This is a genomic window from Enterococcus sp. AZ170, from assembly GCF_050545135.1.
Taxonomy (GTDB): domain Bacteria; phylum Bacillota; class Bacilli; order Lactobacillales; family Enterococcaceae; genus Enterococcus_L; species Enterococcus_L ureilyticus.
Genome location: NZ_CP172947.1, coordinates 2977305 through 2997189 on the forward strand (window position 1 = coordinate 2977305; position 19885 = coordinate 2997189).

At 38.0% G+C, this 19885-nt stretch carries 15 protein-coding genes and 2 pseudogenes; 3 read left to right on the forward strand and 14 right to left on the reverse strand.

Features of this window, described 5'->3' with window-relative positions:
* Positions 1-126: 126 nt before the first annotated feature.
* Positions 127-1272, reverse strand: coding sequence for a tRNA epoxyqueuosine(34) reductase QueG (gene queG / locus IGJ55_RS14325; protein ID WP_069641535.1), 1146 nt, complete (start codon positions 1270-1272; stop codon positions 127-129).
* Between the two features lie 397 nt (positions 1273-1669).
* Between queG and IGJ55_RS14330 the strand changes: the two genes are divergently transcribed.
* A complete protein-coding gene (locus IGJ55_RS14330; protein WP_430606697.1) occupies positions 1670-3586 on the forward strand; it encodes a MucBP domain-containing protein in 1917 nt (638 codons plus the stop codon).
* A gap of 98 nt (positions 3587-3684) precedes the next feature.
* Here the strand turns inward: IGJ55_RS14330 and IGJ55_RS14335 are convergent.
* From IGJ55_RS14335 to IGJ55_RS14345, 3 genes and pseudogenes are all read right to left on the reverse strand, one after another.
* A pseudogene (locus IGJ55_RS14335) lies at positions 3685-4103 on the reverse strand (zinc-binding alcohol dehydrogenase family protein); the annotation flags it as partial.
* Between the two features lie 84 nt (positions 4104-4187).
* Positions 4188-5249, reverse strand: coding sequence for a C45 family autoproteolytic acyltransferase/hydolase (locus IGJ55_RS14340; RefSeq protein ID WP_207120909.1), 1062 nt, complete (start codon positions 5247-5249; stop codon positions 4188-4190).
* 125 nt (positions 5250-5374) lie between these two features.
* Positions 5375-7024 (reverse strand): peptide ABC transporter substrate-binding protein, encoded by a 1650-nt coding sequence (locus IGJ55_RS14345; RefSeq protein ID WP_430606698.1) that lies wholly within the window; start codon positions 7022-7024, stop codon positions 5375-5377.
* A gap of 216 nt (positions 7025-7240) precedes the next feature.
* Between IGJ55_RS14345 and IGJ55_RS14350 the strand changes: the two genes are divergently transcribed.
* Entirely contained in the window at positions 7241-8344 is a 1104-nt protein-coding gene (locus IGJ55_RS14350; RefSeq protein WP_207120911.1) for an NAD(P)/FAD-dependent oxidoreductase, read from the forward strand.
* A gap of 105 nt (positions 8345-8449) precedes the next feature.
* Here the strand turns inward: IGJ55_RS14350 and IGJ55_RS14355 are convergent.
* The 8 genes and pseudogenes from IGJ55_RS14355 to IGJ55_RS14390 all read right to left on the reverse strand — a co-directional run.
* Positions 8450-8662, reverse strand: a pseudogene (locus IGJ55_RS14355) (transposase); the annotation flags it as partial.
* A gap of 22 nt (positions 8663-8684) precedes the next feature.
* Positions 8685-10004, reverse strand: a complete 1320-nt coding sequence (locus IGJ55_RS14360) for an amidohydrolase (protein WP_430606699.1) — start codon at positions 10002-10004, stop codon at positions 8685-8687.
* Positions 9988-11727, reverse strand: coding sequence for an adenine deaminase C-terminal domain-containing protein (locus IGJ55_RS14365; RefSeq protein WP_430606700.1), 1740 nt, complete (start codon positions 11725-11727; stop codon positions 9988-9990). The genes IGJ55_RS14360 and IGJ55_RS14365 overlap by 17 nt, the downstream gene beginning before the upstream one ends.
* 21 nt (positions 11728-11748) lie before the next feature.
* On the reverse strand, positions 11749-12813 hold the full coding sequence (locus IGJ55_RS14370; protein ID WP_069641526.1) for an ABC transporter substrate-binding protein: 1065 nt from the start codon (positions 12811-12813) through the stop codon (positions 11749-11751).
* A 27-nt stretch (positions 12814-12840) separates the two neighbouring features.
* Positions 12841-13881 (reverse strand): ABC transporter ATP-binding protein, encoded by a 1041-nt coding sequence (locus IGJ55_RS14375; RefSeq protein WP_069641525.1) that lies wholly within the window; start codon positions 13879-13881, stop codon positions 12841-12843.
* Between the two features lie 55 nt (positions 13882-13936).
* Positions 13937-14716 (reverse strand): ABC transporter permease, encoded by a 780-nt coding sequence (locus tag IGJ55_RS14380; RefSeq protein ID WP_207120915.1) that lies wholly within the window; start codon positions 14714-14716, stop codon positions 13937-13939.
* Positions 14709-15545: an ABC transporter permease gene (locus tag IGJ55_RS14385; RefSeq protein ID WP_069641523.1), complete on the reverse strand. Its 837-nt coding sequence runs from the start codon at positions 15543-15545 to the stop codon at positions 14709-14711. The genes IGJ55_RS14380 and IGJ55_RS14385 overlap by 8 nt, the downstream gene beginning before the upstream one ends.
* Positions 15546-15747: 202 nt before the next feature.
* Positions 15748-16134 (reverse strand): YbgA family protein, encoded by a 387-nt coding sequence (locus IGJ55_RS14390; RefSeq protein ID WP_069641522.1) that lies wholly within the window; start codon positions 16132-16134, stop codon positions 15748-15750.
* Positions 16135-16332: 198 nt separating this feature from the next.
* Here IGJ55_RS14390 and IGJ55_RS14395 point away from each other — a divergent pair, with 198 nt between their 5' ends.
* On the forward strand, positions 16333-17802 hold the full coding sequence (locus IGJ55_RS14395; RefSeq protein ID WP_069641521.1) for a peptide MFS transporter: 1470 nt from the start codon (positions 16333-16335) through the stop codon (positions 17800-17802).
* A 47-nt stretch (positions 17803-17849) separates the two neighbouring features.
* Here the strand turns inward: IGJ55_RS14395 and IGJ55_RS14400 are convergent, their stop codons facing one another.
* Together IGJ55_RS14400 and efp are read right to left on the reverse strand one after the other, a co-directional pair.
* Positions 17850-19013 carry a cation:proton antiporter gene (locus IGJ55_RS14400; protein ID WP_069641520.1) on the reverse strand — a complete coding sequence of 388 codons (1164 nt, stop codon included), beginning with the start codon at positions 19011-19013 and terminating at the stop codon, positions 17850-17852.
* Between the two features lie 211 nt (positions 19014-19224).
* Positions 19225-19788 carry an elongation factor P gene (efp, locus tag IGJ55_RS14405; RefSeq protein WP_430606701.1) on the reverse strand — a complete coding sequence of 188 codons (564 nt, stop codon included), beginning with the start codon at positions 19786-19788 and terminating at the stop codon, positions 19225-19227.
* Positions 19789-19885 lie beyond the last annotated feature (97 nt).

Sequence of the window (19885 nt, forward strand, 5' to 3'; positions counted from 1 at the left end):
TTATTGACTATTCTCACTCCTTTAATCTTTTTTTAAACGAAAACAAAAACATGGGAAACAAGCAGAAATAAATCTGATTGTTTCCCATGTTTTTCGTGAATAACGTTTTCCAACACGATTATACTCTTACTTTTCTAACCTCTTGATTGCATTCTTTATTTCCACCAGTACCTCTTCTTCTGGCTCAACTTCCAGCAACTCATTTAAAATCCCCAACCATTTTTCCGCTTCTTTATTCCCTAATTTCCCGATTGCCCAAGCAGCGGTTCCTCTAATCACAGGACGAACGTCTTCTGTTGCACAAACTAAAATTTCTGGTAAAGCGCTACGATCTCCTAAATTGGCTAAAGCAATCAAGGCATTTCTTTGTAAAGGCTTTTTCCCTCGCCAGGAACCTGAAAGATGTCCAAACGTTTCTTTAAACTCTTTATTCGAAAGGCTCAGCATCGGTTTTAGTTTTGGGTAAACAGTATCGACTTCTGGTTCCATTTCTTCATGAAAATGAAAATTTTTCCCTCTATTATACGGGCAAACAAGCTGGCAAATATCACAGCCATAAATAACATTGTGCATTTTTTTTCGGTATTCTTCTGGCATCATCTCTTTGGTTTGGGTTTGATAGGATAGACATTTCTTCGCGTTCATACTGCCATTACCTAAAAGTGCTTGCGTGGGACAAGCAGTCACGCACCGTGTACAGTCCCCACATCCGAAAGGAACAGGTTTGTCTGCTTCGAAATCAATATTGGTCACGATTTCACCTAAATAAACAAATGAGCCGAACTCTTCTGTGATCAACAACCCATTTCTACCAATAAAGCCCAATCCCGCACGCTGAGCAGCTGCCACATCGACTAGTTCCCCCGTATCGACTTGTGGCGCAAAACGCCATGCCTCTGCTTCTTTTTGGCTTTGCGCTTGTGATTGAATATATTCGATCAATTTTGATAAACGATCTCGTAAAACATCATGATAATCAATCCCCCATGAGGCTCTAGCAAACATCCCTCTTTTTTCATCTCTAGGTACTTTTCCTTCTATTTTAGTCGGATAGGCTAAGGCAATCGAAATAATCGTTTTAGGATTTTCAAAGGTCTTTTCAGGATAGATTCGCTCTTCGATCACTTGATGTTCAAACCCTGAATTAAACCCACGCGCCTTTTGTTCCTTCAGTGAATCTTCTAACTCATAAAAAGGCTCAGCCGACGCAAAGCCAATTTTATCGATGCCTAACCGTTTACTTTCCGCTATAATTTTTTGCTTCAATGACATGATGTTTACTCCTTTATTTAAAAACTGAACAGGCTCATTCAGCCTCGAATGGAAAATAGGAAAAAATAACTGAGGTGCCTTTTGCCTCAATTATTTTTTATCTTTTTACCGAGAGGCTAGCCTGTGAAGCTAGATAATTTTAAAAACTGAACAGGCTTGTTTAGCCTCGAATGGAAAAAATAGTATTTCCATCTAATTATAATCTACCAAATAGAAACTTGTCAGCTTTTTGCTTACACAAATTATCTAGCTATTTTTCTTAAAAAACGATTTTTTCATATTTTTCATAATATTCAAATAAAAAAAACATAATTATCATTTTTTTATGATAGAATGACTTGTGATATTATTCTTTTATTATCCGCACACTTTATCATGAATTATGGAGGAAATACATATGAAGAACAGAAACAGCTTGCTAAAACATAAGAAAAACACTGCTCATTTACTCATGTTGCTTACTCTTTTAGCCCCTACTTTACTGTCATCATCACTCGTTTTTGCAGAAGGTAATGCAACTGCGATGGAGCAAACTGAGGCATCTCAAGTGCAAGAAAGTACAAACTTACCTGATGCAACGTTGGATTCATCTGAAACAGTCGGAAGTTCTAGTTCTGAAGATGTCTCAACAACGTCGACATTACCTGAACCTGAACCCCCGCTTTCAACAACAGATACTACAATCCATGAGGAAACGCCCGCTGTGATGATCACCCCTAGAGCAGATACCATCACTATTGCAGATCCAATTTTAAAACAAACGATTGTCTCAACACTAGGATTACCAGCTGGTAGTGAGTTAACTCAAGCAGATATGGATCGTTTGACCAATCTTTCTCTGGCTTCTGCTCAAATCAGTAGTCTTGCTGGTCTAGAACATGCAACAAATTTAGGTTCTATTTATATTAATACCACAAATAATGTCACTGATTTCAGTCCACTCGAGCAACTTTCTGCTTTGACTTATGTTACCCTTCAAACTAAAAGTTTAACAAGTGACAATTTCCCTGATTTGTCTAAAAGTGCTGGAATCACCAATCTTAGTTTAGGTTCGACGAGTATTGACGACAATGTCTTGCCGAAAATCGCTCAATTGACCCAATTATCACGAATTTATTTAGATTCAAATATGAACATTACAACGATTGAACCATTAACAGTATTGCCGAATTTGAAATCTCTTTCGGTGCAATTTTGTGGTATTACAGACTTTACTGTGGTACCTGCCTTTCCGATGCTTAGTGATTTAGCCGCTTTTGGGCAAAATACAGGACGGAATGATTCACCAACAACAATGGGTCGTTCGGCTTTAGATTATGATTTTGAGCACGAAACGTTATTCTTACCTTTTTCAATGATGCCAAATCGAATGACTAATTTTGATGGGTATATTCCCCCGTTTACACTGTCAAGCTCTGCTAGTAATACGTACCTTGACTTCAATGGCACACAATTACCTGCAAACCGTCTACAAATCACTGATCAAGGTATTACTGTGACAGGCGTGACTGAAGAAGAATTTAAGAATCTTGCTAGCATTGAATACAATGCACGATTAGATAATCCAGCTGGCTCCTACGCCCAACCGCCTGGCTTTACTTTTTATGCTATTTCTAGCGGAACTTACTTACACCAATTCAATATCTTGGACGACGGCCAACCTGTAATGGTTCATTATCAAGATTCTGATGGAAACGAATTACTTCCTGATAAACCAATGAACGGTTTAGTCGGTCAATCATTTGAAGTCTTGGCACCAGCGATTCCTGATTATGAACTTGTAGAAACAATCGGCAATACTACTGGTAGCTTCACAAATCTTAAACAAGAAGTGACCTTTATTTATAAAAAAGTGACCGCTCCGATTATCGGGCTGACAGGCAAAGTAACTAGCTTCTATATAGACGCTACGAATAAAGAAATCATCCCCTCAATAGAACAAAAGAACCCTGTTGGCATGCCATTTACAACTGATAAGCTAGAATTCGAAGGGTACACATTTAAAGAAGTTAAAGGCGATACTTCTGGTTTCTTTACTGAAAAAGATCAAATAGTCACTTATGTTTATACAAAAAATCTAGATCAGACAAAACCGACGACCTCTACTGGAACGACCACGAAAGAAAAAACAGTGGAAGCACCGCAAAGATCGAGTACGTCTACAAGCACCAGCCAAAAAGTTTCTCCCACACTTAAGAAAAAGCTACCTGCAACTGGTGAGAAAATAAACGATATCTGGCTATTTCTTGGCCTTGCATTGATTGGATTTACGAACTATCGTTTTGTTTTAAAAAAAGGAAGACAAGAAAAATAGTAGACTATTGATAACAAGACAAACAGCAGCAAAAGTGTACTGATCCTTTTGTTGTTGCTTGTCTTGTTTATTCTCTAAATAAATTTGAAACGATCATTTTAGCTCTTTTCACTTCTGACATTGCCATTAAATGGAGCACTGACCACTACTTTCTCACGCATATGTCCCGCTTCAACATTTTCCTAAGCTTTTTTAAGTTCGCTGCATTGATCTTAGCTGTATAAGTTTTCCCTACAGTTATGGCTATTTTCCCTGCTTGAGCAAGTTTAGCAAGCAACGCCAAGATTGTTCCTTGGATTTGAAGTTGATAGTTATGACCTGTTTTGGCAAACATGCACTCCCAATCAAAACTAACCGATTTATTCTTCAAACGGCTGATGTCAATTAATCCATCTAGCCCAATTTCTTTCAACCACTCAAAATTGGCCGGACTAGCAGTAGCATAGACAGTCAGTTCTGCTCAGTGAGCGAGCTGATTTAAAATCGAACCGACACCACTAGCGCCATTGATCATTAAAAAAGAAAAGAGTACGAAACAAAACGAAAGGTCCGTTTGTTTCGTACTCTAAATCCAAATAAACGCTCTTGTCTCGCGCTCTTTCTATCCAAACCATTGTTTGAATCGATAGGTATGAAACGGCTGTTCACAGGCATTGCCGAACGCTAGATGCATTTCACCTTTGCCTAAATCAAAGATCATTGAAGCTAGAGACTTGGATAGTGGATGCTCCGGAGAAGGATGATTGCAAACACTTTTTGGAAAATTACGATGATTGGCTAAAAATTGTTTCCCCAACTGCACATCAATAATTCCATGATTTTCATTCACAATCGCCTCCATTGCTTCAAAACGAGCGTGAGATGTTTTAGAACCACCTTCTTCTGGCTCTTCCAATGCAATACTATTGTGATTGGCATGGATCATCACATCCGCTGGTTCATGAGCATAAATCTTATTGGGAAAACACTCAAAGCTTGCAATTCCTTCAACCGAATGAGATAAGCTAAACTGATTTGGCACTGCATGAGGAACACTATAGAGATACTCACGTGCTTCTTTTAAGCTTTTCTTATTGATCAGCTCTCTAATGATTCCAGCAGTAGGAATACCAGCTTGACGTTGCCCATTATCAATATATGTCCACATGACGGCTAAACCATAATTATTCATTCCCATATAGGCTGGAATACCTGGGTGACTATAAATCAACGACTCAAAATCAGAGTCTACCTCAACATGATGCACCACACAGTCCACCTCAGAGCGATATTCATCCAATCGCTCATCATTGGTTTGTCCGCAGATTACAGAACCATCAAATGTTGCATTTCCTTGAGCGGCAAAAGAGGTACACTTATCACTGATCAACTCATCAAAGAAAGAACGTTCGTAAATGGTATAAAGATACAAAATTTCTTGAAAATCCAAGCCGCTCCCTTGTGCAACGCCACGCATTTCGGCGACTACTTCTGGCGCAAATTTTTCTGTATATTCCAGATAAATTTGTGCTTTTTCCAACCACTTCGCAACGATCTCAGGTGGATCATTATAAAATAATTTTTGGCTGGATAAATTGGTTTCGATCTGCATTTTCAGTACCTGACCGATAGCCACACCTCGGTCAAAGGAAGAACCTGTTACTTGAATATAGCGATGAATCATAGAAAAACCTCCTAATTTAAAAACGTAGCAGACTCGTTTAGCGCTGAATAACACATAGAATATCATTCACGAATCATTGGCCCGAATAGCCGAATAATCTTTCTGGAGCAACAATTTACTTTATCTTATTGTTCAATATAAGTCCATTTGTAATCATATTCTGGACCAGAAGGTAGAATTCCTTTTACCTTTGGATTACGCAAGTGCGCCTCTGCTTTTTGATAAACCGGACAAACACCCATTGTATCCATTAAAATAGTTTCTGCTTCGATCAAATCAGTCCAACGTGCTTTAGGATCACTTGCATTGGTTGTTGCAGAAGCTTTTAGATATTCATCGAATTTATTATTATTGTATTTACCGCTATTATTGACATTATCTGAAGCAAATAATTCTAAGAACACGCTAGGATCATTATACTCAGCACCCCAACCAACTAAAATCATATCAAAATCACCACTATTTCCACGCTCTAAGCGAACAGAAAGTGGTACAGAAGAAACTTCTACCGTTATGCCTTTCAATGTTTCTTGAATCGCACCTTGCATATATTCTACCACTTTTTTAGCAGAATCAGCGTCAGATGAGAGTAAATTGATTTTGAGTGTCTTGATTCCTAATTCAGCCTGCGCTTTGCTCCAATATTCTTTAGCTTTTTCTGCGTTGTATTTCAAGTGGTTTCCAGAGTCCTTGACAAAATCAGCTTCTGTTTCAGGATTGAAAGACATATTTTTGGGAACCAAACCTGTTGCGGCGATCGATCCATCTCCTAAAACTTGATCTACTAAAGTTTGACGGTCTAGAGAATAGGAAATTGCTTTTCTAAGATTTTCATTTTGAAATTCTTTCTTACTTTGATTGTATTCTACATAGGTTGCATTTGACATGTCTTGTGAAAAGAAGGCAGGATCGTCTACCATTTGCTGTGCTAACTCGCCAGTCACAACGATATCGTCTGTTTGCCCATCCTGAAATAAATTGAGTGCAGTTGCATCTTCTTTTACCACATCAAAATTGATTTTTTCCATTGTAACATTTTCCTGATCCCAATACTTCTCGTTTTTTAAATAGCTCCATTTAGTATCGGTTCCAGCTCCTTCAAAATCACTTAATACAAAGGGACCATTATACACCATGTGTTCACTTGAACTAGCATATTTTTCTCCATTATCGGTGATTGCTTTTTGATTTTGCGGGAAAAATGGTGGTAGTGATAACAATGATTCCATGTATGGCACAGGTGAGGTTAGAGTTACTTCTAATTCGTGCTCACTTAATGCCTTAACACCTAATTCTGTTGCGGGAACTTTGCCATCCATGATTGCTTGATAGTTTTTGACAGCTTCAAATAAATAAGCAACTTCTGAGGCCGTTTTTGGTTCTACTGTCCGTTGCCATCCATAGACGTAATCTGCTGCCACAACAGGCTCTCCATTTGACCAGACAGCGTCCTCTCGTAACTTAAAGTTGTAGGTTAAGCCATCTTCACTGATTTTCGGTGGCTCGACAGCACCGGCTGGAATCAGTTTACCTGCTTTATCTGCACGAAACAACCCTTCACTTGTATTTTTCAACACACCCCAACCCACAACATCGTTTGTAACAGATGCATCGATGGATGGAATTTCTTGTTTTGCCACGACTGAAAATGATTGTTCCTTGCCAGTTGCTTTTTGGCCAGTTTCACCAGTCTTTTCTTTACTAGAACCACAGCCGCTAAGTAAAACGATACAGCAAGTTGCCGCAAGTAAAGACCCTAATCTTGTATTTCTCATTCAGTAACCTCCTATATGGTTGTTTTCTTTTTTAAATGAATAGAACACTCATTATCATACCATAAAAATAAGCGTTTTCTCATTAAATTCAGGTTTTTTTTTTAGAGTTAAATTTCATTCTAGGTCAACTCAAGCAGCTTCAAAGATTCTTGCATCTAAGCTAAACTTATGTAAAAATGAGTTACTTGATTCATAACGATTTAAAAGGAGTTACTTATGAAAAAAATTGCAATCATCGGCGGTGGGATCATTGGTTTGACCCTAGCCAACTATCTTGATTTGAAACAATATAGCGTAACTGTTTATGATAATCCAATTGGTCAAGCAACGAAAGCTAGCGCCGGGATTATTTCCCCGTGGTTATCAAAACGCCGGAACAAGAAATGGTATCAACTTGCGAAAGATGGCGCAGCGTTTTATCCTAAATTAGTGCAGGATTTTGCTTTACCACATAGTGTCTATCAGCAAACTGGTACGTTGATCCTTAGAAAAGATCGCGAGCTTGTCTCATTGCTCGATTTGGCTGAAGAACGCAAACAAACAGCGCCTGAGATTGGAACGGTTCAGCTGCTATCCGCTGAGGAAGTAAAGGCAAAGCTACCCTTATTGAGTGCTTCACCAGCAGTGTTTATCACGGGTGGTGGTAAGCTGGACGGTGCTAGTTACTTAGCAACCTTACGCCAGCGTGCACTTAGTCGAAATATCACTTTGAAAACAGAGCAAGTTCACATTAGCCAAGTGCAAAATCAGTGGCGAGTTCACTCAAAAGAACAAATAGAAAGTTTTGATGCTATTGCTTTGTGTGCGGGACCAGGCTTGTCTGATTTGTTAAAATCACTTGGGCTGACTACCGATATCCGACCACAAAAAGGGCAATTATTAGCATTTGAAACACCTTATAAAAACAGCGGCAGCTGGCCTGTTGCTATGCTGGATGGCGAAAGTGATTTAATTCCATTTGGACATGGGCAAATTTTGGTTGGGGCTACTCATGAAAATGATGGTGGTTTTGATTTGACGCCCACCCCCGAAGCGTTTACTCATTTACAGCAAAAAACTGGGCCTTTTTTAGAGGATTCGAACTTTTTTGAACAGTATCCTGTTTCATATCGTGTGGGAACACGTGCTTATACATCTGATTTTGCACCATTTTTCAATTGCTTACCTAACGATCCTACTGCAGTCGTGGCCAGTGGTTTAGGTTCTTCAGGACTGACAACTGGACCCTACATTGGCTTTCTTTTAGCGCAATATTTTAACGAAGAGCGGAATGATTGGATGGAGTATCAAAAACCGATTGACTGTTATGTATCGAAATAAAGAAACATAAAATAGAAGACCGGAAATCGTAAAAAGGATTTTCAGTCTCCTATTTTTTTACCGATTAGAAGAATCATCTTTGGTTACTGGCTTATTTAGCCTCTATTTTCTTAAATTTACAGCCATCAGTACGAATACAATTTCATTGTGTGCCTGCTGTTTTCCTCGAACTAAGAACCGAGTGAACGCCAAACAAGCCTTCAAATAACTGAAAGCGAGTTCAACGTCAATTTTTCGTTGACGATAGATTTTACCGATTTCTTCCTCTGAAAGTAGCTTAAAAAGAATGACTTGATTTGTGGTATGGTTTTTAAACATGAGAACACGTTTCAAGCTCTTTTCATCGTTTTTTTGCTTCTATAACAAACTCTCTCATTTCACGATATAAGCTTTCTCTGATTTTATCCAGCTTATGATAAACCATTTTTTTATCACGCACTAGCTGTTCCCCATTTACCCACACCGACTCTACATTGCTGGCATTAGCCGAATAGACGATCGCGGAGTATGGGTCAAAAATCGGAAACATATTGACTGACTCTGTTTCAATCAATGTTAAGTCCGCTTTTTTACCAATTTCGATTGATCCTACTTGTTTCGCTAAGCCTAGTGTTTCAGCGCCACCAATCGTTGCTAAACGAACAATTTCTCTTGCAGGAAAAAGGGCACGGTCTTGATGATACGTTTTATGACTGTTGGCAAAAAGACGCATTTGACTGAATAAATCTAGCGTATTCCCACTACTTGGGCCATCCGTCCCTAAACCAACAATGATATTTTTTTCAATCATTTTTTTGACCGGTGCAATCCCTTTCGCTGATTTTGTATTCGCACCAATACAATGGGCAACACGCGCTTTTCCTTTTGATTCTTCAAGGATTTTTAAATCATGATCGTTCACTAAAATACAGTGAGCCAAAATAAACTCTCGTTCAAAATAGCCTAATGATTGTAGAAATTCTATTGGCGTTTGGTTATACTTTTCTTGAAACTCTGTTATTTCATAGGTCATCTCAGATACATGCATCGTGATCGGCGCATTATATTTTTCACTAAGTACCACGATTTTCTTTAATACTTCTGGAGTATTTGTATTTGGTGCATGAGGTGCAATGATCGGCGTCACCAATGGATCATTTTGCCACTTTTTTAAGAACATTTCACAGTAGTCATAGCCACCAGAAGGTTGTGGACTATCACAAGTCGGCATATCGATGATGGTTTCGCCTACCAACGCTCTGATTCCCATTTCTTTACAACTTTTAGCCACTTCATCTTCAAAATAATACATGTCGCAAAACGAAGTTACCCCACTTAATAGCATCTCAGCAATCGCATAGTCACTGCTAGCTTTGACTAATTCTTTCGTCATAAATTGCTCTAATGGAAATAAAAATCTGCGAAGTCGATCTAGTACATCATCGCCCAATGAACGGAAAGGAATCATCCCAGCATGTGTATGTGTATTGACCATTCCTGGAATCAGAATGCCATTTCTACCATCAATCACTTTATCCGCAGAAATAGTCACTGAATCAAGCTCAGAAACTGAGCCGATTTTGGCAATCAAATGGTCTTCGATCAAGACATAGCCCTTTTTGATTTCTGAAAATTGCTTATCCATTGAAAGAAGGTGAACATTTTTAATCAGCGTCTTCATTTAATAACACTCCATCTTCTGGGAAGATCAAGGGATAAAATTCTTGGGTTTTTGTATCCATCATCCCCATATCTGTCACCTTGATTGCAGGTGAAACAGGTAAAGATAAAGTAGAAAATGACATGATCTCATTCATATTTCGATAGCCCAATGCTTGCATACTTGAACGAACTTTTTGTAACGAGCTGCCTAATTCTTCGATGGGCGCTTGAGATAAAATCCCACCGATCGGTAATGGACATTCCCCTGTGATTTCACCATTAGAGACAACGATATAACCGCCTTGGATCGCGACTAATTTATTTTGTGCCAATACGATATCTTCTGGTGTGTTCCCCATAACCATTACATTATGGTGGTCGTGCGCCCACGTTGTCGCGATCGCCCCTTTTTCAGTGATTGGTTTATCCATCAATGAAAATGAAGTATTGCCATTTTTACCATACCGTTCCATTACGATCAATAAAGCACAATCAGCCTCTTGCCATTGTAAAATCCCATTTTTAACTGGAATTTCTTTTGTAATTCGCTCTGTAAAAGTGCCTACTTCTTGCTTTTGGATCACATTGCAACGAACACTTTCTTTTTCAGTTGCTATTTTGATGACAAGATCATCCGTTGTAAGTGCCTTACAATGAACAGATTGTCGATAGCTGGCTGGAAACTGCTCGATCACCTCCGGATAGTCAATTGCAGCTCCTTTTTCGTAGACTTTTTCACCTGCTTTATAAACAGCATCAAAAGAAAAATTTTCTAAATCACTTAATAAAATAAAGTCCGCGATACGCCCTGGCGCAATTTCTCCACGATCATGAAACCCCATTCGTCTTGCTGGTGTATAGGTCGTCATGTAGATTGCTTTTTCGATTGGTAAGCCCGCTTTTATCGCTTTTTTGACATTCTCATTTAAGTGGCCGTTTAACAAATCGTCAGCCATTATATCATCCGTTATAATGCTAGCATATTCATAAAACTCATTTTCAATAATGACCTGCATATTTTCAGGTGTGATCGATTTATTTTGAAATTGAATAAAAACGCCAGCTTCGATTTTTTCTTTTAACGACACTGGAAATTGATGGGTATGATCTGACGTGATTCCACTAAATAGAAAATCAGCCAGCTCTTCTTCATATATTTTTGGACAATGACCTTCCAGTGGCATTGTTGGTCGTTCTTTTTTGCATAAATCAATGATTTTTCGAATCAATGATTCTGGCTCATAGGCAATGCCTTTAAAATTCATCGCTTCACCTAAACAAATGATTTTAGGATTTTTCAATAGTTCTGCTACTTCTGGAAGTCCGATGATTCCACCAGTGGTTTCGAGTTCAGGAGTGGTCGACGGAACAGAGGACGGAATGGCATGGAAGATGTCCAATTCAGTTTCTGCTTTCATAAATTCATCTAATCCTTCTAACCCAAAGACGTTTGCCATTTCATGTGCATCTGCTACAACAGTCGTGACACCGAAACGTAAAACTGCTTTTGAAAAAATCGTTGGTGTCGTCATGGAGCTTTCAATGTGCATATGAGCATCAATCAAGCCGGGAATCATATACTGATTCTCGGCTTTGATGATTTTTTTTGGCGTTAAGTTCTGCATTTCTGCTTGACTGATATAATAAAATTTTCCATCTTTAATAGAGACATTTTTTTTGATAAATGATTGGGTCGCAGTTTGGAAGACCCAAGCATTTTGAATGATCATATCTACTTTCATACTTATCGCCCTTCTTATTGTTTATTGATTCATTGTGCGGTTCCACTGATCGACCCAGCTTGATAAATTATCATTGATAAAGGAGAAATCAACTGTTTTGGCACGATCTGCGACTTGACCATATGTTTTATTTCCGGCTTGTTCTTCATCAAGCGTGACGTTGCTATTTGTTGGTCCTTCATTCAATGAAATTGCTTTTGTTTTTTGTGATGCTTCGCTAATACGATCGTTAACAAATGTATATGCTAGCTCTTTATTTTTAGAATTTTTTGGTACATTGATTGTATTATAATTTGCATAAGTACCACTTTCAGGAACAACATAGGTTGCGTCTTCAGATGCACCTTGAATAATATCAACTGCAAAATCCGCTACAACTGCAACTTCGATTTCCCCAGATTGAAACATATTTGCTAGATCCGATGATTTTGAATACGTCTTGACAACATTCGGTTTTAAGTCTTTCATTGCGGTAAAAGCAGCTTCCCCTTTATCAGACGTGATATCTTTGCCAGCATGATCACTCGCAATGTATAACATCAATGGTCCAGCTGTTGTAGAGATATCTGGTACAGAGATTTTCCCTTTCAGGTCTGAGGACCATAGATCGTCCCAGCTAGTGATTTCTTTCCCAAGTTTCTCTTTGTTATAGACAATACCGATACTATTAACCGCAATTGGAATCCCTGCACCGCTTTCGTATACTTCTTTGGCACCTGTCGTCAACTCTTTGATATTCGGTACATCTTTTTCAGTTATTTTTTCAAATAAGTCTTCTTTATTTCCTTGAGTCGCATTGGCTTGGGCTAGCTCGATCACATCAATTCCAGCATTTGGATTATTCAATAATTTTGTGTAGCGATCTGCACTATTGCCAACTTCTAATGTAACTTTTGCATCGTTTGCTTTTTCAAAAGGAGCAATGATGTCTTTTTTGACAATATCTTCACTTAAGCCAAAGGTTGAAACGACTAAGGTATTATTGCCACTGTTGTTCTCTTCTTTTGTATTGGCCTCGCTGTTACCGCATGCTGCCATTAATAAAGTAGCTGTTGCTAAAACACCGATCATTAATTTCTTTTTCATTTTGTTTAAATCCCCTTCATCTATCGTTTATTTTTCTAAAACAACTAATTTATCTGCTGGAAAAACGAGATTGACTGTATCTCCAGTTTCATAGATTTGTTCACTGGTTCCGTTGACCAGTAATTTTCCGAGTGGCGTTGTTACTTCATATTGATAGCTTTTTCCTAAGAACGTTCTCACAATAACAGAACCTTCGATAGAATCAGGTAATGTCTCTTTTACAAGCTCAATGTCTTCTGGACGAATGGTCGCTACGGTTTCAGTTGCTTCTGGCTGTGGATTTGTTGTTTGGAATTGTTGGCCATTTTCAGCAGTATATTGCCCCGCACCCGTTTTACGTATTGAAAAAAAGTTTTCAAACCCGATAAATTGTGCTACAAACTTTGTTTTTGGTAAACGGTAGATTTTTTCTGGTGAGTCATATTGTTCGATCACGCCATTATTCATGATAGCGACTTTATCAGAGATAGAGAAACATTCTTCTTGGTCATGGGTCACAAATACTGTGGTTATCCCTAATTGTTGCTGTATTCGTTTGATCTCGATGCGCATAGCTACTCTTAATTTGGCATCCAAATTACTCAAAGGTTCATCAAGCAACAATAATTTAGGTTCAATGATCAATGCACGTGCTAAAGCCACACGCTGTCTTTGTCCGCCTGAAAGTTGTTTAGGATAACGCTCTCCAAGATTTTCCAAACCGCAGACTTCTAACATTTTTGCGACTTTTTCATTAATGCTCGCTTTTGATTCTTTTCTTAGTTTCAGCCCAAACCCAACATTTTCAGCAATTGTTAAGTGAGGAAATAAAGCATAGCTTTGAAAAACCATACCAAAATTTCGTTTATGCACAGGTACTTTAGTCAAATCATCCTCTTCAAGCTTAAACGTGCCATCATTTGGTTTGATCAGTCCGGCGATCACTCGTAATGTTGTTGTTTTTCCACAACCACTAGGCCCTAGTAGTGATACTAACTCGCCTTTTTCCATTGAAATACTCAAATCTTTTAATATATCTTGTTTGCCATCATAGCTGACACGTATTTTCTTTAAATCAACAAAAGTCAAAATTTTCTCCTCTTTCTACCTATAAGTTCAAAGTCCAAGCTCGTTTCTTTGCTATTTAGGCTATTGAAGCTAAGCCCAAGGTCTTTTCAATCAAAAACATCAAGCCCATCGTCAATAACATCAACATTACTGAAATCGCTGAAACAGTTGGATCGTAATTATATTCCATATAACTAAGTAGCGAAGTCGGCAACATCGTCACTCCCGGTCCTGATAAAAACATTGAAACCGGAACATTGTTAAACGAATTTACAAATGCCAACATAAACGCTGCAAAAATCCCTGAAGAAACATTCGGTAATACAATTCGGATAAACGCACGAATTTTCGTGCACCCTAATGTCCAGGCTACTTCCTCCATTGAATAATCCAATTGCTCCATGCTGGAACCAACAACTCGAATAATATACGGTAAACTGATCAAGAAATGACCGATCAATAATCCTTGAAAAATCGGCAACCCTAATTTGATCACAATATATTGAAATAATGTATACCCAACAACGATTCCAGGAATCACTGTTGGAGATAAAAAGAAGCTTTTAATAAAATTTCTCCCTTTAACTGAATAGCGAGCAAGGGCATAAGAAGCGGGAATCCCAACTACTAATGCTAAAGCGGTCGCCAGTACGCCAATCCCTAAACTTAATTTGAAGCTGCTCATAAATGTATCTGACTGTAATGCTTTGGCATACCAGTCTAAAGTAAAACCTTTGATGGGAAACTGAATTGCTGCAGCTGTCCCAAATGACGTCACAACGATCAGGCAAAGTGGTAAAAATAGAAATAAAAATACTAGGATCGCAATCAGCGTCATTCCTTTTTGTTTACGCATTATTTGCTTCTCTCCTATCAACTTTTTTAGCTACTACATCTAATCCTTTCATCACGATCAAGGTCACAACGATCATGATCAAGGCTAAAACACTTGCTGCTTGCCAATCGCCTAACGTATTGGCTTTCTGATATAAAAAGGTCGACATCATCATTTTTTGATTCCCACCTAATAATTGTGGTGTTGTATAGGCAGTCAACGTTCCTGTAAAAACTAAGACGCTCCCAACGATCGTTCCGGGAATAGAAAGCGGCAAAACTACTTTTCTAAAAGCCGTAAAGGGACTTGCTCCTAATGTTTCTGCGGCTTCTAGCATTTCTCCTTCGATATTTTCCATCACACCCACAAGCGTCATGATCATCGTTGGTAAAAAAAGATAGACAGAGCCGATAATAATAGCAAATTCTGTATAAAGTAAATTCATCGGCTGATCGATCACGCCTATATTTAATAACAATGTATTGATTACACCTGTTTTACCTAGAATGTTGATCCAAGCAAAACTACGAATGACCGAGTTCGTCAACAGCGGAAATAACGTCATCGCCATTAAAATTCCTCGCCATTTTTTCCCAACACCTGCAATATAATACGCTGTAGGGATACCCAAAACAATTGAAATAAAGGTAACGATCAACGAAACTCTGATCGTGCGCCAAAAGATCGATAAATTATATTCATCTTTAAAAAATTCGAGGTAGTTGCTAAACGTTACCCCTTGATCTGAAAAAATAGTTGGCATGATACTTGTAATCAAAGGAATCATTAAGAAAAATAGTAATAAAATCATTCCTGGTGCCACAATAAAATACGGAACATTCTTGTTCATGTACACACTCCTCGTTCGTCTTTCCACTGATTCAGTATACTCATTTTCTAAATCAAATTCAATATGTTTTTTCATTTTATTCTATAAACGTTCGTTTACTAATGAACAATCAGTGATTAACCATAAAAAAAAGAGAGATTATTTTTTTATAACGAACTTAAAGTTAAAAATCGTTATTTCAATCTCTCTTGTTACTGTTGAGTTATTTTTCTTCTTCAGGAAAAAGCAATTTTGATTGTCGAAGATAGGGTTCTTCATATTTTAGCGTTAGCTCTTTTAAAAAAGGGCCTAATTTGTTCTGAGCCAAGGAGAAACTATCCAGCAGCTCTTCGTATTTTTTCCGTTCGTTGTCATTTGCTTTATGCTTAAAATAACCCCAGATGTGTTGATAAGCATTTAAGCTATTGCCTTTTTTTGGTTCCTCGGCTAATGCGTGCTGAAGATAGCTACGAAACTGCTGCTCCTTTTTATCATCCCAGCCCTGCTCACTAAACAATTTACGAATCGACCGATAATCTTGTTGTGATTTTGATAATATTAAATATTTAAGCGCTGCCCATTCTTGTTGTCGCTTTGTTTGTTTTTCCAAAAAATTCTTCCTTTCTTTTGCTTTTATGCCGAAAATTAAAATTAAATGAATAAAAACTCTTTTTTTCTTATAGCCTAATCATGAATCTTTATGACAGTTAAAAGATAAAGCGTTTAAAATGTACTGTATATATTTATTTTCAGAAATTCTAGGTTAAACAAATTTTCTGAATATTAAAAAGAATTGAGGTTATTTTTTATGGACGAGCAGCAGCTAGACAAATCATTCTTGGGTCAGCCAAAAGGATTGTCTACACTCTTCTTTACTGAGATGTGGGAAAGATTTAGTTATTATGGTATGCGGGCGATTCTACTCTATTATATCTATGATACTGTCGCAAACGGCGGATTAGGTTTGCCCAAAGAAACAGCTTTGGCGATCATGTCGATTTATGGATCATTGGTTTTTATGTCCAGCATTATTGGCGGTTGGATTTCAGATCGTGTATTAGGTGCTAGAAAGACCGTGTTCTTTGGCGGTGTATTCATTATGGTCGGTCATATTGTCTTGGCGACGCCCTTTGGCATTTCTGCTTTATTTCTTTCTATTCTCTTGATCGTGATCGGGACAGGAATGTTAAAACCAAATGTTTCTGGCATGGTTGGTCATCTTTATTCCAAAACAGATACACGTCGTGATGCTGGTTTCTCTATTTTTTATATGGGAATCAACATTGGTGCCTTACTAGCGCCTTTCATTGTCGGCACATTAGGTCAAACGTATAATTATCACGTTGGTTTTTCTGTGGCTGCCTTCGGGATGTTTTTCGGTTTGCTGCAGTATTATTTGCAAGGAAAAAAATCATTATCGGGTATTGGTTTGACCCCAACAAATCCAATCGGAACAGAGGAACGTAAAAAATTCGTTCGTTCTCTATTGATTGCGCTTGTGTTTATCATTGTTATATTTGGTGGCGCCTTTATTATGGGACAGTTGACCATTGCATTTTTCATCAATAGTGTCAGTATATTAGGTATTTTACTGCCAGTTTATTATTTTATCAAAATGTTGACCTCTAAAAATGTAACAGCCGAAGAAAAGCCAAGAGTTCTTGGGTATATTCCCTTATTTCTAGCTGGAATCGTATTTTGGTCATTAGAAGAACAAGGCTCTTCTATTTTAGCATTATTTGCAAGCGAAAGAACCCATGATACCTTATTTGGTTTTTCGATTGCACCTAGTTGGTTCCAATCATTGAATCCGATTTTTGTGGTTGTCTTAACACCTATATTCGTTACTTTGTGGACTAAGCTTGGTACTAAACAGCCTTCAACTGTAGTCAAATTTTCATTAGGTTTAGTTTTCGCTGGTCTTTCTTTTGTTCTTTTGATGTTGCCTGGTTTACTTTATGGTACGGATACAAAAGTCAGCCCCTTATGGCTATTCTTTAGCTTTTTCATTATGATTGTTGGAGAAATGTGTATTTCCCCTGTTGGTCTGTCGATCACAACAAAGCTTGCACCTAAAGCTTTTGAGTCACAAACCGTTGCTATTTGGCTTTTAGCCGATGCTGCCTCACAAGCAATCAACGCACAAATTGCACGTTTTTATACGCCGCAAACAGAATCGGCTTATTTTGGAATTGTCGGCATTGTTGCTGTGATTGCGGGTATTTTATTAATTCTTAGTAAAAAACCAATCAAAAAATTGATGGGGTCGATTCATTAAATGAAAAGAGTTTCAGCTGATGTATGTCAGTCGAAACTCTTTTTATCTTAGTATTTCAGTTGTTTTTCTTGTTTCATGATCGTTCCTTTTAAAAGTAATGGTGCGATGATCGTCGTCGCAATAATAACAATGATTACAGAAGAATAGTATTCTTCTGAAAGAAAGCTTGAGGTCAAGCCTACTTGGGCAATAATCAAGGCCATTTCTCCTCTAGAAACCATACCCGAACCAATGATCAATGTAGAAATCCCTTTAAAGCCAGTGGCTCTAGCACCTAATGCTCCACCTAGCAATTTTGATAACACGGCTACAGCTGTCAAAACAAGGATAAAGAGAAAATGTTTTGAAATACCGACAAACGTCATATTTAATCCGATTGAAACAAAAAACATTGGAATAAAAACCGCATATCCGATCGGCTCTAATTTTTCATCAACTTTTTTGCGATAGTCGGTTTGAGCAATTGCGACACCTGCAAAAAAGGCACCAATGATCGCACCCATATCCAACATTTCTGCAAAATAAGCAAAGCCTAAACAAATCACTAAAGAGAATGCTGAAACAGCTTCAATCGCAATTAATTTTTTGCTTAGGTTCAATAACCACGGTACCAACCATTTACTCGCTGCAAATATCACAATAAAGAAAAAGACTTTCAATAGTAAAACTTCCCACATCGGCAAGTTTTGTCCTGGTGACGAACGATTCATCAAGCTCAGCATAATACCTAAAATCAAAACAACCACGATATCATCGACCACAGCTGCCCCAAGGATCGTAGCCCCCTCTTCTGTATCTATTTTTTTTAGGTCCTTTAATACTTGAACCGAAATACTGACAGACGTAGCACTAAACAGGACACCTAAAAATATAGAGTTCTGCACTGAAAATTGAAAGGCTTCTCCCACACCAAAACCCATTGCCGCAGGAAAGACAATACCTAAAAGCGCCACAGCTAAGGCAGGTCGCCAATACTTTTTCAATAATTCTAAATCACTTTCCAAACCAGCAATAAACATTAAAATAATCACACCGATTTCAGAAAAATAATGCATAAATTCATCCGGTTTGATCCATCCTAATAATGCTGGCCCAATCAAAATACCGACTAATAATTCTCCAATTACCGAAGGAATCCCCACTCGGTTACAAAAATGTCCTGCAAGTTTTGTAAATAATAAAACTAGGCACAATGTTAATAAAAAACCCATTTTCCTCTCCCTTTCTGCTAAAAAACATACAACTTATTGTACCATAGTCAGCTCATTTAGTAGGTCCGAAAAGTTTACTGATTCCATAGAAAAAGTGAGTGGGACATAACTCTTTGAGTCATATCCCGCTCACATGGAATCCGTATAAACGGTGGGAGCAGAAGCAATCCCTTCGGAATTAAATACTCCTGTCCCAACCTCTTTCATACAATTATTTTGATGCACGTTTTAAGTACGTACCTTCTTGTGTATTGATTTCTAATGATTCATCTGCTTCGATAAAATCAGGAACATTGACTACTAAACCTGTCTCCATAATAGCTGGTTTCCCTGAACCAGAAACCGTTGCACCTTTGATCGAAGGTTGTGTTTCTTTTACTTTTAAGACAACTGTCGTTGGTAAAGTGATACCGATGACTTCTGATCCGTAAAATTGGATTTTTACTTCCATATTTTCTAAAAGATAGTTTAGTTCTTCTTCGATTACAGAAGTTGGGATTTCGTATTGTTCATATGTTTCTAAATCCATGAAATTCGCTGTATCATCTTGGCTGTATAGGTATTGTACTGGTTTATTTTCAATAAACGCTTTTTTCACTTTATCATCAGGACGCATTGTTGTATCTGTTGTCGTGCCTGTCCGAACATCTTTCAATTTCATACGCATAACGGTATTTCCTTTACCAGGTTTGTGGTGGCTCGCATCCATTACGCGGATCAATTTACCATCTTGTTCAAAAGTCATACCTGCTTTAAGATCACTTACTGCTATCATGTTATTTTCTCCTCTTTCTTTAAGGTTCGATCAATAGGTTAATCGAAACGTTAGTGTAGTGTCGCTATGCCTAGGTTGCTAAGCTCCTTAGGATAGA